Origin of the sequence: Nostoc sp. JL31 (genome assembly GCF_017114965.1) — a bacterium.
GTDB lineage: Bacteria > Cyanobacteriota > Cyanobacteriia > Cyanobacteriales > Nostocaceae > Nostoc > Nostoc punctiforme_A.
Map to the genome: position 1 here is coordinate 98172 of NZ_JABXKO010000098.1, position 18097 is coordinate 116268.

The following is an 18097-nucleotide window of genomic DNA, read 5'->3' on the forward strand; positions in this document are numbered from 1 at the left end:
GGCGATTACGGTCTAATTCATCAATAACGCACTGAAAAAATTTGTTCAACAGTTAGATTTAAATCTGGAAATGTTGGAGACTCTATACGATCGTCTCCTCTAAACTGTTTCCCACGATATTCACCCTCATCACTTAAAGAGTAAATTGTGATTGTTGGCTGTTTGGGGTCGCCTATCAATTCTTTGCTACCCAAAGCAGCATAATCCACAATCCAATATTCTTGAATACCCATTTCTTCATAGTCAGCCAACTTTTTATGATAATCATCTCTCCAGTTAGTACTGACCACTTCAATCACTAATGGAATTGAATCTGGTTTACTAAGAATAGATTGTTTCTCCCATAATGGTTCATTACCCAAGTTAGAAAAATTCATTAATAAAACATCAGGATAGTACCCTGACATTTTATTTTCTGGCTTCACCGTTGCGGTTTTAGGTATACCGTAATAGAGTTTAAGACGAAGACACTCATACCCTAACATCATTGTTAAAAATGCTACTATTTGCTCGTGTTTGCCTGATGGTGGCGGCATTTGAATAATATCTCCATCGTGTAATTCATAACGAATGTTTTCCGGTTGTGTTTCTAAAAACTCTAAATATTCATCAAATGTAAATAGTTTTTGTAGTGATTGAATCATTATTTCATCCTGATTATGAATATAAACAGTTCAAACTGCTGTAACCTGAAAATTAAGAGTTAACGGGGTGTAGCGGCCAAAGGTGAAAGTAAATCGGCATGGACGCGCCAAGATTCTTACTCAGCAAGAGATACAGCAAATTTTCGCTATTGGGTTAACAAATGACCACGATCGCACGACGCAAGGGCAAGGTCATTACGGTCAAAAATTGGATTAACGGCGGTGTGGTGATGATTCTAGATGCGATCGCTAACCTATCCCTTGCCACCAATTACAGCGATTGCCCCTACACCCCATCACAGCGATCGCACACAAAACAATTATATTTTACACTCCGAAGCGCTTATAATATTCTGTCCCCAGTTTTGGGATCAAACACAAACAATTGATTTAAATCGAGTTGTAGAGAAAGCCTATCGCCTGGACGAAGACGCACATCACCGCCTACCTGAATATTCAACATCACCGCCGAACCAGGTAAACCAGCGCGAATCAAAGTTTCTCTTCCCAAAGGTTCTACAACTTTCACTTCAACTAATAATAATTCTGAGTTTTGAGTGCTGTTATCGGTAGCGGGGCGTTCAGCCTGTTCTGAGTCAGTGTTTATGTTTATATGCTCTGGACGAATCCCCAAATCATAACTGTGTCCTTGACGTAACTGTAATTTTTCTTTCACGTCTGCTGGAATTGCTAATAACTGCCCACTCACATCAAAACTATTATTTTGATAAATTGCAGGCAAAATATTCATTGGTGGACTGCCTAAAAAAGTTGCCACCATCTGATTAGCAGGACTTGCATAAATAGTTTGGGGATCGCCGATTTGTTGAATCCGCCCGCGATTTAATACGACAATTTTATCAGCCAAAGTCATCGCTTCAACTTGATCGTGGGTGACATAAATAGTTGTAATGCCTAATTCTTGATGTAACTGTTTCAATTCTGCCCTGGTATCATCGCGCAGTTGGGCATCTAAATTAGATAAAGGTTCATCAAGTAAAAACACTTGGGGTTCACGAGCGATCGCTCTTCCTAATGCTACTCGTTGCTGCTGTCCCCCAGAAAGTTGTTTGGGCTTACGATCTAGCAGATGATCCAGAGAAAGCGATCGCGCCACATTCATCACCCGTTCTTGAATGATTTTTCGGTCAACCTTCCGCATTTCCAAGCCAAAGCCGATGTTTTGCGCCACACTCATGTGAGGATAGAGAGCGTAGTTTTGGAATACCATCGCCACATCTCGTTGTCTGGCTGGGATATTATTCACCAAGCGATCGCCAATAAAGAGTTTGCCAGATGTAGCGGTTTCTAAACCAGCGATCGTTCGCAAAATTGTAGACTTACCACAACCCGATGGCCCGACTAAAACCCAAAATTCGCCATCAGGAATTTCAAAAGTAATATCCTCAATAGCGGTGACATTATTAAACCTACGCTTAATATCTTCTAGACGAACGTTTGCCATTATCTGATTTGATATTTTCAGTTTGGGATCTGCGGTTAAGTAACCTCCAATTCAGCACTAGGGGATTTTATCAGCCCCTTTAGAGGAACTGTGAGGCTGCTTTGTAAGTGCAGAAACTTGGTTGTCCTGCACAACTCTAATCAGAAATATTAGAGCCTCATTCACGGCATCGGTATTAGAAAAAACCTCTGCAACATCAGGTTCTAAAAAAATTGTTGTCTTACCAAAGCTATTTCGTTCAAGTCCGAACTTTCTCACCTTTAGGTTCTTTAAGTCATACTCCGATCGCAGACTACAGCATGACATTTCTGACTCCTCAGACATCCTCTAAACAGAGTTCAATTACTTGTTTCATATTAGCTATCAACTCATCAATTGTTTCTCCCTGACTGTAACAGGCTTGTAGCTGAGGAACTTCTCCGACATAGTAGCCATCTTCATCCCGTTCAATGATGACGTAGAATTCTCGGTTGGTGGGATTAATTATAATCTGTTTGTCCGTAGGCTCAAAATCATTTTTCTGGATTCTTCGACCAAGCTGGGTGAGAAAGTAAAGAAGCAAAAACTCGTACTCCCCGAAGTTGATTAGAAAGAGGTAAGTGACCTTTAGGCGCACTCAAATCCCAGGTAAACTCGTTAGGGTATCGCGTCCAGGTGTTACCTGCTTTCCAGCCAATTTTCGGCCAGAAATTCTCCCAGTTTTTACCCAAACTTAGCCAGATTTCTCGCTGCACTGAAAAACCAAATTTACCTTCCGAGTGGACTAACCAGAGGTTGTTGATGGTTTGCAAGTCAACAGCCGAGGTATTTTCTACCTCAGTAAAGTACAACCATTTTCGTTGTACAGCCGTTGGCCCTGATAGTTCGCACATTTTTTCAATTGTGACGCGATCGGCTGCTTGAAAGTCTTGAACAGCCAATAGCTGTTGCAAAGAATTGTAGTTAATCCCGCACTCTGATTTTAGAGGTACAATTCCTTCAGGAAAAGAGGAGCGCAGAAATTCTTTGACTTGAGGTGCGTCAGAGTTGTATAGGACTTGGTAAGCTTTGCCATCAACCCAAGTCGCTGGGTTTTCACGTCGTTTCAGTAAAAATTCCATCAACACGTCTAATCCCTCATTACCCAACTCAGCTAACTGTGGGATTATCTGTTGTTGGACTTTTTCAGACCCAGCGATTAACGGTTGTCGGAGGGAGTCGATGTCATTTGCAGGGCCTGATAAAATCATTGGGTCTGTCATGCCATTCTTGTGTTAACGGTCAGTGAAAGAGTGGTAAGCTATCGGGCATTCTCTAAAGTGAAGCATTGATAGCGAAAAGTAGTTTACTATTTTTGATCGTACAAAATTGCGATCGCTTCACTGAAATCCCACACTTAATCCCCAAATAATGTACAAGGGGAATAGGGGGAAAATCTGTGCCTTATGGCTTGGTGAACAAAAGACATAGCAAAATATACAAGCCTGCCACATAAAGATTTTTTGAATAGCAGCGTATCGATTAGGAGTGTGTGAACGATGTACGAAAAGATTACCCCCCCCGCAGCCGGAGCCAAAATCACCTTCAAAAATGGTGAACCAATCGTACCGGACAATCCAATTATCCCCTTTATTCGTGGCGACGGCACAGGTATAGACATTTGGCCTGCTACCCAAAAAGTTCTCGATGCTGCGGTAGCCAAAGCATACAAGGGTCAGCGTCAAATTAGCTGGTTCAAGGTTTACGCTGGTGATGAAGCTTGTGATTTATACGGAACTTACCAGTATTTACCTCAAGACACTCTCACAGCAATTGAAGAATATGGTGTAGCTATTAAAGGGCCTTTGACTACTCCCATTGGGGGAGGAATTCGTTCTTTAAATGTGGCATTACGGCAAATTTTTGACTTGTATGCTTGCGTGCGTCCTTGCCGTTACTATGCAGGTACGCCCTCACCCCACAAAAATCCCGAAAAGCTGGATGTAATTGTTTATCGGGAAAATACAGAAGATATTTATTTAGGCATTGAGTGGCGACAAGGTAGCGAAATCGGCGATCGCTTAATTAAAATTCTCAATGAAGAATTAATCCCCGCCACCCCAGAACATGGGAAAAAACGCATTCCTCTTGATTCTGGTATTGGCATCAAACCCATCAGCAAAACTGGTTCCCAGCGCCTAGTTAGACGTGCCATCAAACACGCCTTGCTATTGCCCAAAAACAAGCAACAAGTGACTTTGGTGCATAAGGGCAACATCATGAAGTACACCGAAGGGGCTTTCCGCGATTGGGGTTATGAACTAGCAACCAGTGAATTTCGCCAAGAAACTGTCACTGAACAGGAATCTTGGATTTTGAGTAACAAGGAAAAAAATCCGAATATTTCCTTGGAAGAAAACGCCCGCCAGATTGAGCCTGGGTTTGATAATCTTACCCCAGACAAAAAAGCGCAAGTTGTCAAGGAAGTTGAAACTGTTCTTAACACAATTTGGGCAACCCACGGCGATGGCAAATGGAAAGAGAAAGTTTTGGTGAACGACCGGATTGCTGACAGTATTTTTCAACAAATCCAAACCAGACCGGATGAGTATTCGATTTTGGCGACAATGAACTTAAACGGCGATTATTTGTCTGATGCCGCCGCCGCCATTGTTGGGGGATTGGGAATGGGACCAGGGGCAAATATTGGCGATTCTAGTGCCATATTTGAAGCTACCCACGGCACTGCACCCAAACACGCCGGCTTAGATCGGATTAATCCTGGTTCAGTGATTTTGTCTGGTGTGATGATGCTGGAATTTATGGGCTGGCAAGAAGCCGCAGACCTAATTAAGAAAGGTTTAAGCGATGCGATCGCAAATAGTCAAGTCACCTACGATTTAGCCAGGTTGCTAGAACCGCCAGTTGAACCCTTAAAATGTTCTGAATTTGCCGACGCAATTATTCAACATTTTGGTTAATTCTATTAGGGTTAATTAGTCACAATTCGAATTACCCCACCCTAACCCTCCCCGTATGTATTGGGGAGGGAACTGGATTTCTTGTTTCCCCCCTTTACAAGGGGGGATTAAGGGGGGTAATTTGACTTGTGTATACACGCTTTTTTTAGAGGGGTTAGGGGGGATCAACAAATATTTAATACTTCTCAGACATCCTCTGATAAATCTAGAACTAGCCCTTTCAAGGTGAGTAAAAATTTTGCTCAAAAAATTCCTCTTTAATCTCTTAACTCTGTGTTCTCTGCGTCTCTGTGGTTAAATAAATTACTTTTAAACCGCAGAGGCACAGAGAGCGCAGAGAGAAAAATAGAGATTTTACGAGTCACCTTGAAAGGGCTGGTTCTAAAATCAACCATTTTAAACTAGCGAAATAGCATTTTATTTGCAAAAACACCAAAATCAGAAAGCGAACTGGGGTTTGAGTAAGTCAAATGGCATTTTGAGAAAGCAAAAGCTTATTTTACTTGCGGAAAACACCGAAATGAGAAGGCAAACTGGGGTTTGAGTAAGTCAAAGCTTCTTTTGCTTGCGGAAAACACCAAAATGAGAAAGCAAACTGGGGTTTGAATAAGTCAAAGCAGCTTTTGCTTGCGGAAAACACCAAAATGAGAAAGCAAACTGGGGTTTGAGAAAGCAAAAGCTTCTTTTGAGAAAGTAATTGCGGATTTTGCTTATTGAATTTAGTCAAAATATGAAGTTTAGATAAAATTATTGAAAAAATTGCTGATAAATTTTGAACCGTCAGATTTTAATACGGTTTGGATAAGGTTTTTTGATGACATGCCCTAGATCGCAAAGACGCGATAAATCGCCGTCTTTACAAGAATCAGTCCTTTGTAGAGACGGCGATTTATCGCGTCTCTTGCCTTAACCAAACCGTATTGCGTCAGATTTAAAACTAGTAAAAAAACAAAATCCCCGGCTTTTCTAAAAAGTCGGAGATTTTTTTGGGGCAATCCCCTATAAAGTTTCCCTTATTCGGATTTAGAGTGATCGAGAACTTGGCGCAAGTTCTCCATTAATTCGGATTTAACCCAATCGTTAATTGCTTTAACTGTGATTTTGCTAATTTATCAGGTGCGATCGCTCCATTCTCTGTAATGATGGCTGTAATTAACTCAGCCGGAGTCACATCAAAAGCTGGGTTGTAAAAATCTACACCTTCAGGTGTGAGAATAGTATCGCCAACTTGATAAATTTCTGTTGGTTCGCGTTCTTCAATGGGAATTTGGCTGCCATCGGCTAATTCAAAATCAACGGTGGAAAGGGGTGCAGCGACAAAGAAAGGGATATTATGAGCTTTAGCTGCGATCGCCACACTATACGTACCAATTTTATTAGCAGTGTCGCCATTAGCAGCAATGCGATCGGCACCCACAACTACAGCATGAATCAAACCCTGTTTCATGCAATGGGCTGCCATATTATCAGTAATTAATGTAACTGGAATACCTTCTTGCACACATTCCCAAGTGGTGAGTTTTGCGCCTTGTAAGCGAGGACGGGTTTCATCGGCAAATAAACGTTCTAAACGTCCTTCCCTCCAAGCAGAACGCACCACACCTAAAGCAGTGCCATATCCAGCAGTAGCTAGCGCCCCAGCGTTGCAGTGAGTAAGCAAAGTCAGCTTTTCTGGAGTATTGGGCAAAACTGCCAAACCATGATCACCGATCGCTTGACAGGTTTGCAAATCTTCAGCGTTAATTGCTTGGGCTGTTTGGAAAAGGGTTTGCTTAATCTCTTCTACCGTTCCCAGCGTTTCGTAGGCAGCTTTTAGCATCCGGCTAATTGCCCAAAATAAATTTACTGCCGTCGGACGAGTAGAACGCAACAACTGGGCTACTTTATCCAAGTGTTGCAAAAATTCGGTGCGATCGCTTGTTGTAATTTCCTTTGCACCAAGATACATTCCATAAGCCGCAGCCACTCCAATTGCTGGCGCACCTCGCACAATCATAGTTTTAATCGCCCGCGCCATATCTTCACTGCGGTGAATTTCCACAAATGTATATTCGTTGGGTAAGCGAGTTTGGTCAATTAGTGACACTGAGTCATTGTGCCAAATAACGGGATAAACCTGGTTTGTGGAAGGTGTCATAGAAAAATGTCGTTAGTAAAGGGTCAATATTTTTTACTTTAATGCACTTAGATGATTTCATTTTAAAAAACAAAATTCAATTAATTATTTTTAGCTATTGATAATTTTGCGGCGCGGGTGATTACTTAATATTTATTTATTTAATTTCCTGCTTAACTGTCTTAACTGTCCTTGCATTCTCACTAGAAAAGTGAGAGGATATTTCGCTAAAGCATTTATAAAATATCAGCGTTTCTGAGTTGATATATAAAATGCTTTTGTCCTAACTAAATGGCGAATTTACACTTTGATAAAAGTTTAACTAATTATTCAAAGCCTTTGAAATAGAACTATGAAACGTCTTGTTATTTGCTGTGATGGAACTTGGCAACAGTTAACCAGTCGTTATCCAAGCAATGTGGTAAAGCTAGCTCAATCTGTGAAATCGATTGCCAGTGATGGGGTTACACAAATCGTCTTTTATGACGAGGGCATTGGAACCGAGGGTCAAAAGGTTTTAGGCGGAGCTACCGGACTAGGAATCGATAGAAATATAGAAGATTGCTACCGATTTCTTAGTCTCAACTATGTTTCTGGTGACGAAATCTATTTGTTCGGCTTCAGTCGCGGTGCTTACACAGTTAGAAGTTTAGCCGGCATGATCTATTGCTCTGGTCTTCTAGATCGCCCCCATATTACTAAAGCACATGAAGCCTACGAGCTTTACCGTAACCGGGGTATTAAACCCAAGGATAAGACAGCAGTAGAATACCGTCAAGCTTATGGCGATCGCGTCCCGATCACCTTACTCGGTTGTTTTGACACCGTTGGTGCCCTTGGTATTCCTGGGATACCAGCCTTTAGTAGGTTAAGCAAACAGCTTAATATGCGCTACAGATTCCATGACACTACTTTAAACAAATGTGTTCAGAATGCATTGCACGCAATGGCGATTGACGAAATCCGTGAAATCTTTGATGTCACTCCCATGCAAAAGCATCCTGATGCTGAAAACCAGCGGGTGATTCAAAAGTGGTTTCCAGGCGTACACGGTTGCGTTGGTGGTGGAACCGAAGAACACAGTGGGTTATCAGATGCTGCCTTACAGTGGATGATTGATTCCATCAGTGTACTCGAATTAGGGCTTGACTTAGATCCAAATGTGATTCCGACAGGCATCAACCCTAATTATAAATGTGACTTTAAGAACGATGCTGGATTCTTTAAATTAGCAGGAATTAAGTTTCGTGAGGTCAGCGATGTCATTGAAGACCTTCATGAAAGTGCGATCTACCGTTTGAAAAGTCGCAAAGACTATCGACCAAAAAATCTACAAAAGATTATTTCCAAACTGAAATAAGTTGAATGAATTTGGCTAATCGAAGCAGAGAAAATCCGAGTGTATTGAATCCAAAACTGAAAAAAAGTAAAAACAATTATGGCTGGAAAAAGAGATACATCTAAAGACGGGTTAGGTAACAAAATTCAAACATTAGTTTTAACAAACTTTAAACCGATTTGGAAACTTCTACAAAGTAACGAATCTATAAAGCGTAAAGTTAACAAAACTCTACTCAATAGTCTCATCTATAAAATTCCGACTCGTCCTAATGCCTACAGTATGATGACTCTAGATGAGTATATTCCTGATACTAAAATTCCTAAGAAAACTGATACTTATACTTCCTGGGAATCACTCAACGATCGCACTTATACAGGACGACATTTACCACCCGATCCCAAGTTAAACGCTGAGGGCAACTTACCAAAAGTAGAAGACCTAGCTATCTTATTTCGTAAAAGAGATGGTAAAACCATTTATTCTACCAAATCAACTATGCTGTTTCCCTATTGGGTGCAGTGGTTTACTGATAGTTTTCTTCGCCTCGATCACTATAATAAATTAAAAAATACTTCCAACCATGAGATTGATTTGTGTAATGTTTATGGTTTAACCAGAAAACAAACACACCTTTTAAGAAGCTTTGAAGGAGGTAAACTAAAATCTCAAAAACTTAAGCGCCAAGATGGTGTAGAAGAAGAATATCCCTTGTTTTATTATGCCGATCCAGCGCAGGGTAAAGTTGACGCTCAATTTGAGGGTCTTTATGAACCTGTCAATGATGAAAAAAGGCAGCCCGTAGAAAAAAAACAATATCTGTTTGCGATGGGAGTAGAACGAGCAAATGTGCAAATTGGCTATGTCATGCTCAATACTCTATGTTTCCGTGAGCATAATCGTCTTTGCGATGAATTAGCAAGCAATTATCCAGATTGGGATGATGAACGCCTCTTCCAAACCGCGAGAAATATTCTCATGGCGATTATTCTCAAAATCATTATGGAGGAGTACATTAACCACATAACTCCTTATCACTTTAAGTTGTTTGCTGATCCTGAAGCTTTTACTAAGGAAAGTTGGCATCGTCCTAATTACATGGCAATTGAGTTTGACTTTGTTTATCGCTGGCATAGCGCGATTCCAGAAACTTTTAAATATAACGGGAAACCGACCCATATTGCTGCATCTCTCTGGAACAACAAGATGTTCATCGATCAAGGTTTGGGCGCATTGATGGAAGAAACTTGTTCTCAAGCAGGTACAAAAATTGGTTTATTCAACACGCCTGATATATTGGTTGAGTTAACCGAGTTACCCGCGATTAAACTAGGACGGCAACTGCAATTAGCAAGCTACAACGATTATCGCCAATTGTGTGGTTTCCCCAGAGTGACGAGATTTGAGCAAATTAGCGGCGATGAATTTGTTCAAGAGAAACTCAAAGAATTATATGGTCATGTTGATAATATTGAATTCTTTGTGGGGCTTTACGCCGAGGATGGGCGGAAAAATTCAACTATTCCTTCCCTAGTAGCACGCTTAATTGGGATTGATGCCTTTTCTCAAGCGCTAACTAATCCTTTACTATCACCCAATATCTTCAATGAAAAGACTTTTTCTCCTGTGGGTTGGGAAATAATTCAAAATACCAACACAGTTTCAGATTTAGTTAATCGCAACGTCCCTCGCTCAGACAGAAAGTACAAAGTTACTTTTGACCTTCAATAAACATTGGCTTTGAGTGCGATCGCTTTACCCCTAAGTAGGTAGACATAATTAAATATAAAATAAACTCCTAGTTTGTAGTGAGCGATTTATCGCTCAGAGCAAGGATTATCAGGACTAAAGTCCTTACTACAAACTTTAAATTTATTTATGCCTAGATACTTACTATTAAGCAAGCTATGCGTAGCGTCTTGTATGGTGGAGCGATCGCTCTTAATAATACCCTTATCACTTTGTCACCAAAACTTTCGCAATTTCAACATAATTCTCGAAACTGAATAGAAAAGAACTGCAAGCGATGCTTACGGCGGGATGCGCCTATACACCTTGTAATAAACTCAATTGATTAACTAATTCTAAGTTTAAAAAAATGAAACTATTTACCGAATACCCAGAAAAAGACGAAGCCAAATATTGCGCTCTCATGAGTGAGCTAGTCAAAAAGAATATGGAAAATCTTTACGGAGGTGAGAAGAAAAAAACTGCAAAGAGAGATACCCACTCTAAAACCAACGCTGCTGTACAAGGAAGTCTAGAAATCTTTGACTTTGATGAAGCAGCAATTAAACAGGAATTGAGCAAACGCACCTCATTAACTGAAGCTCAACTTCTAGCCATTTCCCTAAAACAAGGTTTATTTGCAAATCCCAAACAATATCCGGTTTGGCTACGATTTGCAAATGGAGCGTTTTCAGTAAAGAATGATTATGAAGGGGATACGCGCTCCATGTCCGTAAAGGTGATAGGGGTAGAAGGAGAAAGACTACCGCAAAGTCACGAGTTAAAAACCCAAGATATTATTGTCCACAATACCGAATTCTTTTTTGTTAGAACCATCAAAGACTTCCATAGCTTTTTTGTGGCGGTTTATCGAGCAGGGCTGTTTCCGCTTTTTAAGCTATTGGTGCTTTTTTGGCTAAAGTTACATCCCTACGAATCCACTCTTTTACAAACTAGTTTCAAACGGTTTCCCAAGAGTTTACTCACAGAACGCTATTGGAGTGCTTCAGCATATTCTTTGGGACTCAAATCTGATTTTGATCCCTATAAACCAGGTCGAGTTCCTGTGGAATATCCGGTTGTAATTAAATATGCATTTACTCCAGTTTCCAGTCAACCACCTCATCAACAACTTCCTCTCGAATCTAGACCAGAAAGTGAGCTTCAGCGTGCCAAAGCCGCAGGTTCAGAGGACAACTACTATCGAGAGGATATTATTCAAGCTTTAGCAAAGCCTGATGCTGAATATAGTTGGGACTTTCAAATTCAATTTCAAACTAGCCCAGAAATGTCTATTGATGATACTACTATTGTTTGGAATGAAGAGGAATCACCCTTTATTACAGTTGGTCGTCTAACAGTTAAGCATCAGAAAGTTAATTCTGCCAAAGAAAATGACTTTGGGGAAAATCTCAGTTTTTCTCCTGGAAATGGTCTAGCAGTGCATCGTCCTGTCGGTGCGATTAATCGGTTACGCAGCATTGTTTATCCTATTGTTGCTAATGACCGTCATCAAAAACGAGGAGTCAAATACCATGAACCAACTGTGTAAACTGCTATAGATTTCAGAGGGGTTTCCAGTATCTTCATAAAAATAACCCCAAATTTTGGGGTTATTTTTATCAAACTATTCTGACTTAAATTAACTAGACGACAGCCGATACTTGCTGCTTAAAGAAAGCTTGCAACACTCTCTCTGCTATTTGATGGCTAGTTAAACCTAGTTCTGCCTTTGATTCATTGGGTTCAGCGTGATCTACTAACACATCTGGTACACCAAATCGCTTGACAGGAACGATAATATCTGAATCTAGTAAAGCTTCTGCGATCGCAGAACCAAAGCCACCCATCACACAGCCTTCTTCTAAGGTGACAACACGGCCGATTTTCTTCGCTAAAGGTAAAATCAACTCGGTATCCAAAGGCTTAACGAAACGGGCATTAATTACAGTTGCTTCAATGCCGTGTTCGCTGAGAATTTCAGACGCTTGCATCCCCGGATAGACCATTGTGCCATAAGCAACGATTAACACATCATCGCCTGTACGCAGAATCTCGCCTTTGCCGATTTCCAAAGGTTCCCAACCTTCTTCCATCAAGGGAACGCCGTAGCCATTGCCACGAGGGTAGCGCATCGCAATCGGGCCACTGGTATGCTCAACGCCAGTTACTACCATGCTTTGCAGTTCGGCTTCGTCTTTGGGTGCCATGATTACGATGTTGGGAATACAACGCAGATAGGCAATATCATACATACCTTGGTGGGTGGGGCCATCAGATCCCACGATTCCGGCCCGATCTAAGCAGAAGAATACTGGCAGGTTTTGGATGCAGACATCATGAATTATCTGGTCGTAGGCACGTTGCAGGAAGGTGGAATAAATAGCCGCAACGGGGCGCATACCTTCGGTTGCAAGTCCTGCTGCTAGAGTGATTGCGTGTTGTTCCGCAATGCCTACATCTATATACTGATTCGGCAGTTTTGCCTGAAGTTTATCTAAACCTGTCCCCGTTGCCATCGCCGCAGTAATGCCGACGATTTTCGGGTTTTGTTCGGCAAGTTTTACCAAAGTGTGAGAAAAGACTTTGGCATAAGCTGGGGGTTTGGGTTTATTAGAAGGAATCGCTTTGCCAGTTGCTACGTTAAAGGGGCTTTGGGCGTGGTAGCCAACTTGATCTAGTTCGGCAATTTCATAACCTTTGCCCTTGATTGTCGCCACATGTACCAAAACTGGGCCTGGTATCTGATGTGCTTGTTGGAAGGTGGCAATCAATTCTTCGAGATTATGCCCATCCACTGGCCCAATGTAGGTAAAGCCGAGTTCTTCAAAAACTGCACCTACCTTCGGAACAGCCAAGCGCTTCATACCTTCTTTAATGCGTCCGAGTTCGGGTGACAGGGATTCACCCACGAAGGGAATTTGCTTAAATTGTTCTTCAAGATTATCTTTAATAAATTGCACGGGTTGGCTGAGGCGCATTTTGTTGAGATAGCGAGGAATCGCGCCGACGTTGCGAGATATGGACATGTCGTTGTCGTTGAGAACAACCAACAGGTTAGTTTTCGGCATGTGTCCGGCATGGTTGATGGCTTCTAAAGCCATACCGCCAGTGAGTGCCCCATCGCCAATCACAGCAACGGCTTTAAATTTTTCCCCTTTCAAGTCTCGCGCTAAAGCCATGCCCAATGCTGCTGAAATACTTGTAGAAGCGTGTCCAGCCCCAAAGTGGTCAAACTTGTTTTCACCCCGTTTGAGATAACCTGCAACCCCGTCCTTTTGTCTGAGGGTGTGGAAGTGATCGTAACGTCCTGTAAGCAGTTTGTGGGGATAAGCCTGGTGTCCTACATCCCAAATCACTTTATCCCGATCTAAGTCCAGTGTTTGGTAAAGTCCTAGTGTTAATTCGACAACACCCAACCCTGGCCCCAAGTGTCCACCATTAACTGCTACTGTTTGAAGATGCTTATCTCGAATCTGACGGGCAATCTGTTGCAGTTGGCGAACAGATAAACCGTGCAACTGATTAGGATGGGTGATTTCGCTCAGATGCATATTATAAGGTTTTCCTCTCTAACTTCGAGTTTCGGTATTTTGATTTTCCCACGGTCGGGTTGTTCACAGAATCAAAGTCTTACATTGTTACTAAGTTGTAGCGGAAAGTATAATTTCGTAATTGATAATGGCGAAAAGTTTGTTAACCATTAACAATTCGTCAAATAAGGTTGCAATCAGTTAAAGTTATAGCACATTTTTACATGAGTAATGCTACTTAATAATTTTCTTTAATCCGTATAGAAAAACGAATTTTTTAGATGTATTTTGCGGAAATACCCTAATCAGATTACTCAGTTTTGCTTTGTTAAGTTAGTACGAAAGAAAGTCAAAAATTTTATTTCTAACTATATATCTAGCATAATTGCTGGTAAATATTTAACAATAATTTCTTATCGTCTTCGGTAAGAACAGCTAATTTTAGCAGCGATCGCTTGTTCATATAGGTATGACAAACGTGTATCTAAAGCTACTTGATTCTTCTTGCTAATTTCATTGATTTAGCAAATATTTCTATATCTCGTTAAGAGTTTCCGGCTAGAAACGAGGTTTTAACTAAAATTACCTATAGGGGCGCAGAGCTAGCTGTGCTACCGTACCAGAATGGTTTAGCTACCTATAAATTGCTGTAATAATATTGACGTAAACTTAGAATTTCCGAAATTATTCGTAAACGACAAGATTTCCGACTTCTTTAAGAAGACGGAAATCTCAAGCTTTGGATTTTCACAAATCCAATAGGATTGCTATGTCTATTCTCTATTTACTAAAAGCATCCTTGATGTTATCAACAGTACGTTCAACAGCATTTTTTGTTTTATCTACTGCTTCTTTAGTCCGAGATGCATCTTCATTTGCTCTTTTCTGAATTGTAGCTGCATCTTTCTTGGCTTTGCGTTCAGCAAAACTACCATTCTCTGTTGATTGGTCAACTTTGTTGGCATTGCTCTTGGCAGCGTCTTTAACTTTATCTGCCGTATCATCAATGAAATTTTTGGTTCGTCCAGCATCTCTACTGGCTTTATCTTGAGCGCGATCGCCTGCGTCTGATGATGCAATCAAGGTAGCTGTGGGATCAGCCATTGCTGAGGTGTTCGATAAAAATGCACCTTGCCAAACGAAAGCGATCGCTAACATACAAAACAGCGCTGTGGCCATCCAGCGTTTTACGGTGGAAAGCTGTTTTGCAACATAATTGGATTTCATACAATACAATCTCATGTGATTTAGTATACTATTTCTACTTCATTTAGCTTATGAGTCATATCGATCCCTAGATAGAAGTTCTCGCATCAATAGTTATGAAAGGAATTCACTATTTTGATAGATTGAATTTTGAGTAAAGATTATTTCCTGGTAATTAAAGATCGAATTCAACAGTTTACAGCTTTTCTATATGGGCGATACTTACGATGAGCTACGCTAACGCACTCACAGGAAAGTTAGCGATCGCCCTTCAGTTAATTAACTTGGGATGGCAACTAACTTTTTACGATTGGGGCGTTTGCGTTCTGATTTTTTCTTCAGTCCAACTGCTTGAGCTTGATCGCTATCTGAGCCATATTGCCCACGAATTACTTCTTTCATGGCTAATACAGCATTATGAAATTCCCATTCTGCTAATCGCGCAGCATCGGCAGCAGAACGGTATAAAGTTAGTTTCTCGGTTTCGGATTGTTGCTGCGCCAACATAGTCTGATAAGTTTGCTGTAATTTTTCTACAGAGGCATCAGTACGGCTTGTGTTGTATGTGCTGATGGTTTGCAAACCGTGCAATGAGTTTATATCTTGACTAATTGACTGAGAAGGGAGACGGCGGGTTTTATCTTGGGCGGGCATATAGGCATACTGGTATATGGTATAGATTTAATGTGCCCATTAAAACAAAGATTCTAGCAGTAAAGTGAGTTTTTTAGATTGAACAAGGTTAAAAAAGCGTGAGTTAATTTTTGCAAGTCGAAACAATGGCATTGTCAGCCACAACAATGGCATTGCAAGTTGAAACAATCGCATTGTTCGCCACAACAATGGCATTGCAAGTTGAAACAATCGCATTGTCCGCCACAACAATGGCATTGCAGGAGGTTACATTCAATAGCGTGGCGATCGCAATTACAATCTAAGGAGTTTACAGCATTACAGTCATTGCGAGCGAAGCGTTCGCAATGACATTGTGTAATTAATTTTGTTTATCTACTTAGCATAGTCGATGCGTGAACTTCCTCCCCAGACAACACTAAGAAAGCATCATGCTGACATCAATTGCTGAATGCGCTCTGGTTCCTCTCCTAGCAAATCTGGATTTTGGGCAGTGCTGTCAAAAATTGATGAGGTTTTGAACGGCTCAAACTCGCCGCGTGATGCTGCTTCTGCCGTTTTTGCTAAGAGCGATCGCACTTGCTCGTCATTCATTGGCTGGAAAGTCCGCACTGCTTCAAAAGCTTGCTCTAGAATCTCCATACTGTCAATTCCGGTAATCACAACCGATGTCGGCAGATTCAAAGCATAGTGTAAACACTCAATTGGCGTTACAGTATTTGACCGTAAAAGAATACCATTTGCCAAGCTTTTCATCCCCAAAACGCCGATATTTTGTTTCACAAGTTCTGGTACAACCAGCTTTGCAAAGCTTCGGTAGTGGGCATCCATGACATTCAGCGGCATCTGCACTGCATCAAATTTAAATCCATTAGCAGCTGCAACTTCCAGTGTATGTAAATGAATATGGGGATCTTTGTGCCCAGTGAAGCCAATGTATCGGATTTTTCCAGCTTCTCGTGCCTCAATTAAAGCAGCATTCGCTCCTTCTGGGTCAAAAATTCGATGGGGATCTTCGTATCGAATCATTTCATGATGCTGAACAAGATCGATGCAATCAACTTGCAGACGTTTGAGTGATTCGTCTAATTGTTTTGCAGCTTCCTTCTTAGAGCGACCATCGATTTTCGTCATCAGAAACACTTTATCTCGATAGCGATCGCCCAGCGCTTTTCCCATACGAATTTCGCTGGCTCCATCGTTGTAATCCCAACTGTTATCCATAAAAGTGATGCCGCGATCGATGGCTGTTCTCACAATACGGATTGCCAGTTGCTCATCAACATGCTTTAAGGCAATGTGCCAACCACCCAATCCGATGGCGGAAACTTTCTCTCCTGTACTACCGAGTACTCGATATTGCATTTCTGAATTTGACGTAGTTCCTGACATGTGTTCTCCAAGTCTTTCAGCTATTACTCAAGTACATATAGCCACCTGCCAATTCAAACACAAGGCAAAGTTGACAATATCTTGCTGAAGATACACTTTTCAACCCAATCAGGAAAAGAATCAAGAAGCCAAAATACCGATGGCAATTTAAGATATGTGAGCTAAAGAATTGAGGGCACAAATACGGTTCGGTTAAGGTTTTTTGATGAAAATTCGAGTTCACCAAGACGCGATAAATCGTCATCAAAACGAAAGACTGATTATTGTAGAGACGGCGATTCATCGCGTCTCTTGCCTTAACCGCACAGTATTGAGGGCACAGCAATGCTGTGCCCCTAAAACATATTTGGTTCAAATAAATGAAAACTGTTGTAAAACATCAACAATTATTTACCGCTATAGAAAAAGGCAATTTCTTTTTCTTTTAGAGGTGCAAAACCAGCATCTACAAGTAATTGATCGAGTTCTGCTTGGGGAATGTGTTTTGCGCCAATTCGCACAATGCGCGATCGCATCGTATTAGATACACCACTGCGCTGTCTATTGCCTTCTAGCGCCATGACTTTACCATAAAGTTCTAGCTTGGCAGGTGGAATGGGAGAACCATCAAAATCAATTCCCTGTGCGATCGCTTCATCAATCGCATCAGCCCCTGTAGTAGTTTGATTCCCTGGATTAGTTTCGGTAGGCATGGTGATTTTCTCTTCTTCGCTATGGGTAGATTTTACCAGCCTTGCTGACACCAAAGTTGCCCGAACTCATGTTTCAGAAGTTTTCATGTATTTGAACCAACTATGTTGTAGGGGCGCAATGCCTTGCGCCCCTACTGCTAATCACGAGTTTGTCGCGTCACTAAATCACCAACAAACGCCCCTAAGATAGTGCCTGTCCATAGCCCTGTTGTGCTACCTTGCCATATTGCCCCTGGTGTCATCCAAGCGTTGCACATCTCCTTTAAACCCCAAGGTTGGTTTTGGCACTTTTGGCTATGCAGCATCATGGTGATTTGCCCACTGGTGTAAGCGCCAAAAAAACCTGATGACAGTGCCAAGAAAGTGCAAATTAAAATTCTGTTTTTTGTCATTGGTCATTTGTCATTTGT

18 protein-coding genes are annotated in these 18097 nt (G+C 41.3%); 6 read left to right on the forward strand and 12 right to left on the reverse strand.

The annotated features are described in order from the left end of the window. Positions 1 to 20: 20 nt before the first annotated feature. A complete protein-coding gene (locus HWQ43_RS24130) occupies positions 21 to 644 on the reverse strand; it encodes a Uma2 family endonuclease (protein WP_292738499.1) in 624 nt (207 codons plus the stop codon). 161 nt (positions 645 to 805) lie between these two features. On the opposite strand from HWQ43_RS24130, the gene HWQ43_RS24140 reads away from it, so the two are divergent. Further along, on the forward strand, positions 806 to 1033 hold the full coding sequence (locus HWQ43_RS24140; protein ID WP_292738566.1) for a hypothetical protein: 228 nt from the start codon (positions 806 to 808) through the stop codon (positions 1031 to 1033). Here HWQ43_RS24140 and HWQ43_RS24145 read toward each other — a convergent pair. Genes HWQ43_RS24145 through HWQ43_RS24160 form a run of 4 tightly spaced genes read right to left on the reverse strand, consistent with a single transcriptional unit; the run spans position 988 to position 3350 of the window. Then, positions 988 to 2109 (reverse strand): ABC transporter ATP-binding protein, encoded by a 1122-nt coding sequence (locus HWQ43_RS24145; protein WP_292738500.1) that lies wholly within the window; start codon positions 2107 to 2109, stop codon positions 988 to 990. The genes HWQ43_RS24140 and HWQ43_RS24145 overlap by 46 nt on opposite strands. A gap of 57 nt (positions 2110 to 2166) precedes the next feature. Further along, positions 2167 to 2415 carry a hypothetical protein gene (locus tag HWQ43_RS24150; protein WP_292738501.1) on the reverse strand — a complete coding sequence of 83 codons (249 nt, stop codon included), beginning with the start codon at positions 2413 to 2415 and terminating at the stop codon, positions 2167 to 2169. Positions 2416 to 2425: 10 nt separating this feature from the next. Next, positions 2426 to 2596, reverse strand: a complete 171-nt coding sequence (locus tag HWQ43_RS24155; protein WP_292738564.1) for a type II toxin-antitoxin system HicB family antitoxin — start codon at positions 2594 to 2596, stop codon at positions 2426 to 2428. Positions 2597 to 2621: 25 nt separating this feature from the next. After that, complete coding sequence (locus HWQ43_RS24160; protein ID WP_292738502.1) at positions 2622 to 3350, reverse strand: GUN4 domain-containing protein; 729 nt, start codon at positions 3348 to 3350, stop codon at positions 2622 to 2624. Between the two features lie 276 nt (positions 3351 to 3626). Here HWQ43_RS24160 and HWQ43_RS24165 point away from each other — a divergent pair, with 276 nt between their 5' ends. Then, on the forward strand, positions 3627 to 5048 hold the full coding sequence (locus HWQ43_RS24165; protein WP_163939025.1) for an NADP-dependent isocitrate dehydrogenase: 1422 nt from the start codon (positions 3627 to 3629) through the stop codon (positions 5046 to 5048). 1057 nt (positions 5049 to 6105) lie between these two features. On the opposite strand, the gene mtnA is transcribed toward HWQ43_RS24165, so the two are convergent. Then, the gene (mtnA, locus tag HWQ43_RS24170) at positions 6106 to 7185 is read right to left on the reverse strand and encodes an S-methyl-5-thioribose-1-phosphate isomerase (RefSeq protein ID WP_292738503.1); all 1080 of its coding nucleotides are present in this window, start codon (positions 7183 to 7185) and stop codon (positions 6106 to 6108) included. 331 nt (positions 7186 to 7516) lie between these two features. Between mtnA and HWQ43_RS24175 the strand changes: the two genes are divergently transcribed. The 3 genes from HWQ43_RS24175 (at position 7517) to HWQ43_RS24185 (ending at position 11783) form a co-directional block, all read left to right on the forward strand. Then, on the forward strand, positions 7517 to 8524 hold the full coding sequence (locus tag HWQ43_RS24175) for a DUF2235 domain-containing protein (RefSeq protein WP_292738504.1): 1008 nt from the start codon (positions 7517 to 7519) through the stop codon (positions 8522 to 8524). Positions 8525 to 8602: 78 nt separating this feature from the next. Next, on the forward strand, positions 8603 to 10234 hold the full coding sequence (locus HWQ43_RS24180; protein WP_292738505.1) for a peroxidase family protein: 1632 nt from the start codon (positions 8603 to 8605) through the stop codon (positions 10232 to 10234). Positions 10235 to 10601: 367 nt separating this feature from the next. After that, positions 10602 to 11783: a catalase gene (locus HWQ43_RS24185; protein WP_292738506.1), complete on the forward strand. Its 1182-nt coding sequence runs from the start codon at positions 10602 to 10604 to the stop codon at positions 11781 to 11783. A gap of 94 nt (positions 11784 to 11877) precedes the next feature. Here the strand turns inward: HWQ43_RS24185 and dxs are convergent, their stop codons facing one another. The 3 genes from dxs to HWQ43_RS24200 all read right to left on the reverse strand — a co-directional run bounded on the left by dxs (position 11878) and on the right by HWQ43_RS24200 (position 15624). Further along, positions 11878 to 13785, reverse strand: a complete 1908-nt coding sequence (gene dxs, locus HWQ43_RS24190) for a 1-deoxy-D-xylulose-5-phosphate synthase (RefSeq protein WP_292738507.1) — start codon at positions 13783 to 13785, stop codon at positions 11878 to 11880. Between the two features lie 759 nt (positions 13786 to 14544). Further along, positions 14545 to 14991 (reverse strand): hypothetical protein, encoded by a 447-nt coding sequence (locus tag HWQ43_RS24195; protein ID WP_292738508.1) that lies wholly within the window; start codon positions 14989 to 14991, stop codon positions 14545 to 14547. A 258-nt stretch (positions 14992 to 15249) separates the two neighbouring features. Then, positions 15250 to 15624 (reverse strand): hypothetical protein, encoded by a 375-nt coding sequence (locus HWQ43_RS24200; RefSeq protein WP_292738509.1) that lies wholly within the window; start codon positions 15622 to 15624, stop codon positions 15250 to 15252. A gap of 110 nt (positions 15625 to 15734) precedes the next feature. On the opposite strand from HWQ43_RS24200, the gene HWQ43_RS24205 reads away from it, so the two are divergent. Next, complete coding sequence (locus tag HWQ43_RS24205; protein WP_292738510.1) at positions 15735 to 15908, forward strand: hypothetical protein; 174 nt, start codon at positions 15735 to 15737, stop codon at positions 15906 to 15908. Positions 15909 to 16032: 124 nt separating this feature from the next. On the opposite strand, the gene HWQ43_RS24210 is transcribed toward HWQ43_RS24205, so the two are convergent. From HWQ43_RS24210 to HWQ43_RS24220, 3 genes are all read right to left on the reverse strand, one after another. Next, complete coding sequence (locus HWQ43_RS24210) at positions 16033 to 16995, reverse strand: aldo/keto reductase (protein ID WP_292738511.1); 963 nt, start codon at positions 16993 to 16995, stop codon at positions 16033 to 16035. A 386-nt stretch (positions 16996 to 17381) separates the two neighbouring features. Beyond that, positions 17382 to 17687 (reverse strand): DUF4090 family protein, encoded by a 306-nt coding sequence (locus tag HWQ43_RS24215; RefSeq protein ID WP_100898458.1) that lies wholly within the window; start codon positions 17685 to 17687, stop codon positions 17382 to 17384. Between the two features lie 137 nt (positions 17688 to 17824). Then, complete coding sequence (locus tag HWQ43_RS24220) at positions 17825 to 18079, reverse strand: hypothetical protein (RefSeq protein ID WP_292738512.1); 255 nt, start codon at positions 18077 to 18079, stop codon at positions 17825 to 17827. Positions 18080 to 18097: the final 18 nt, after the last annotated feature.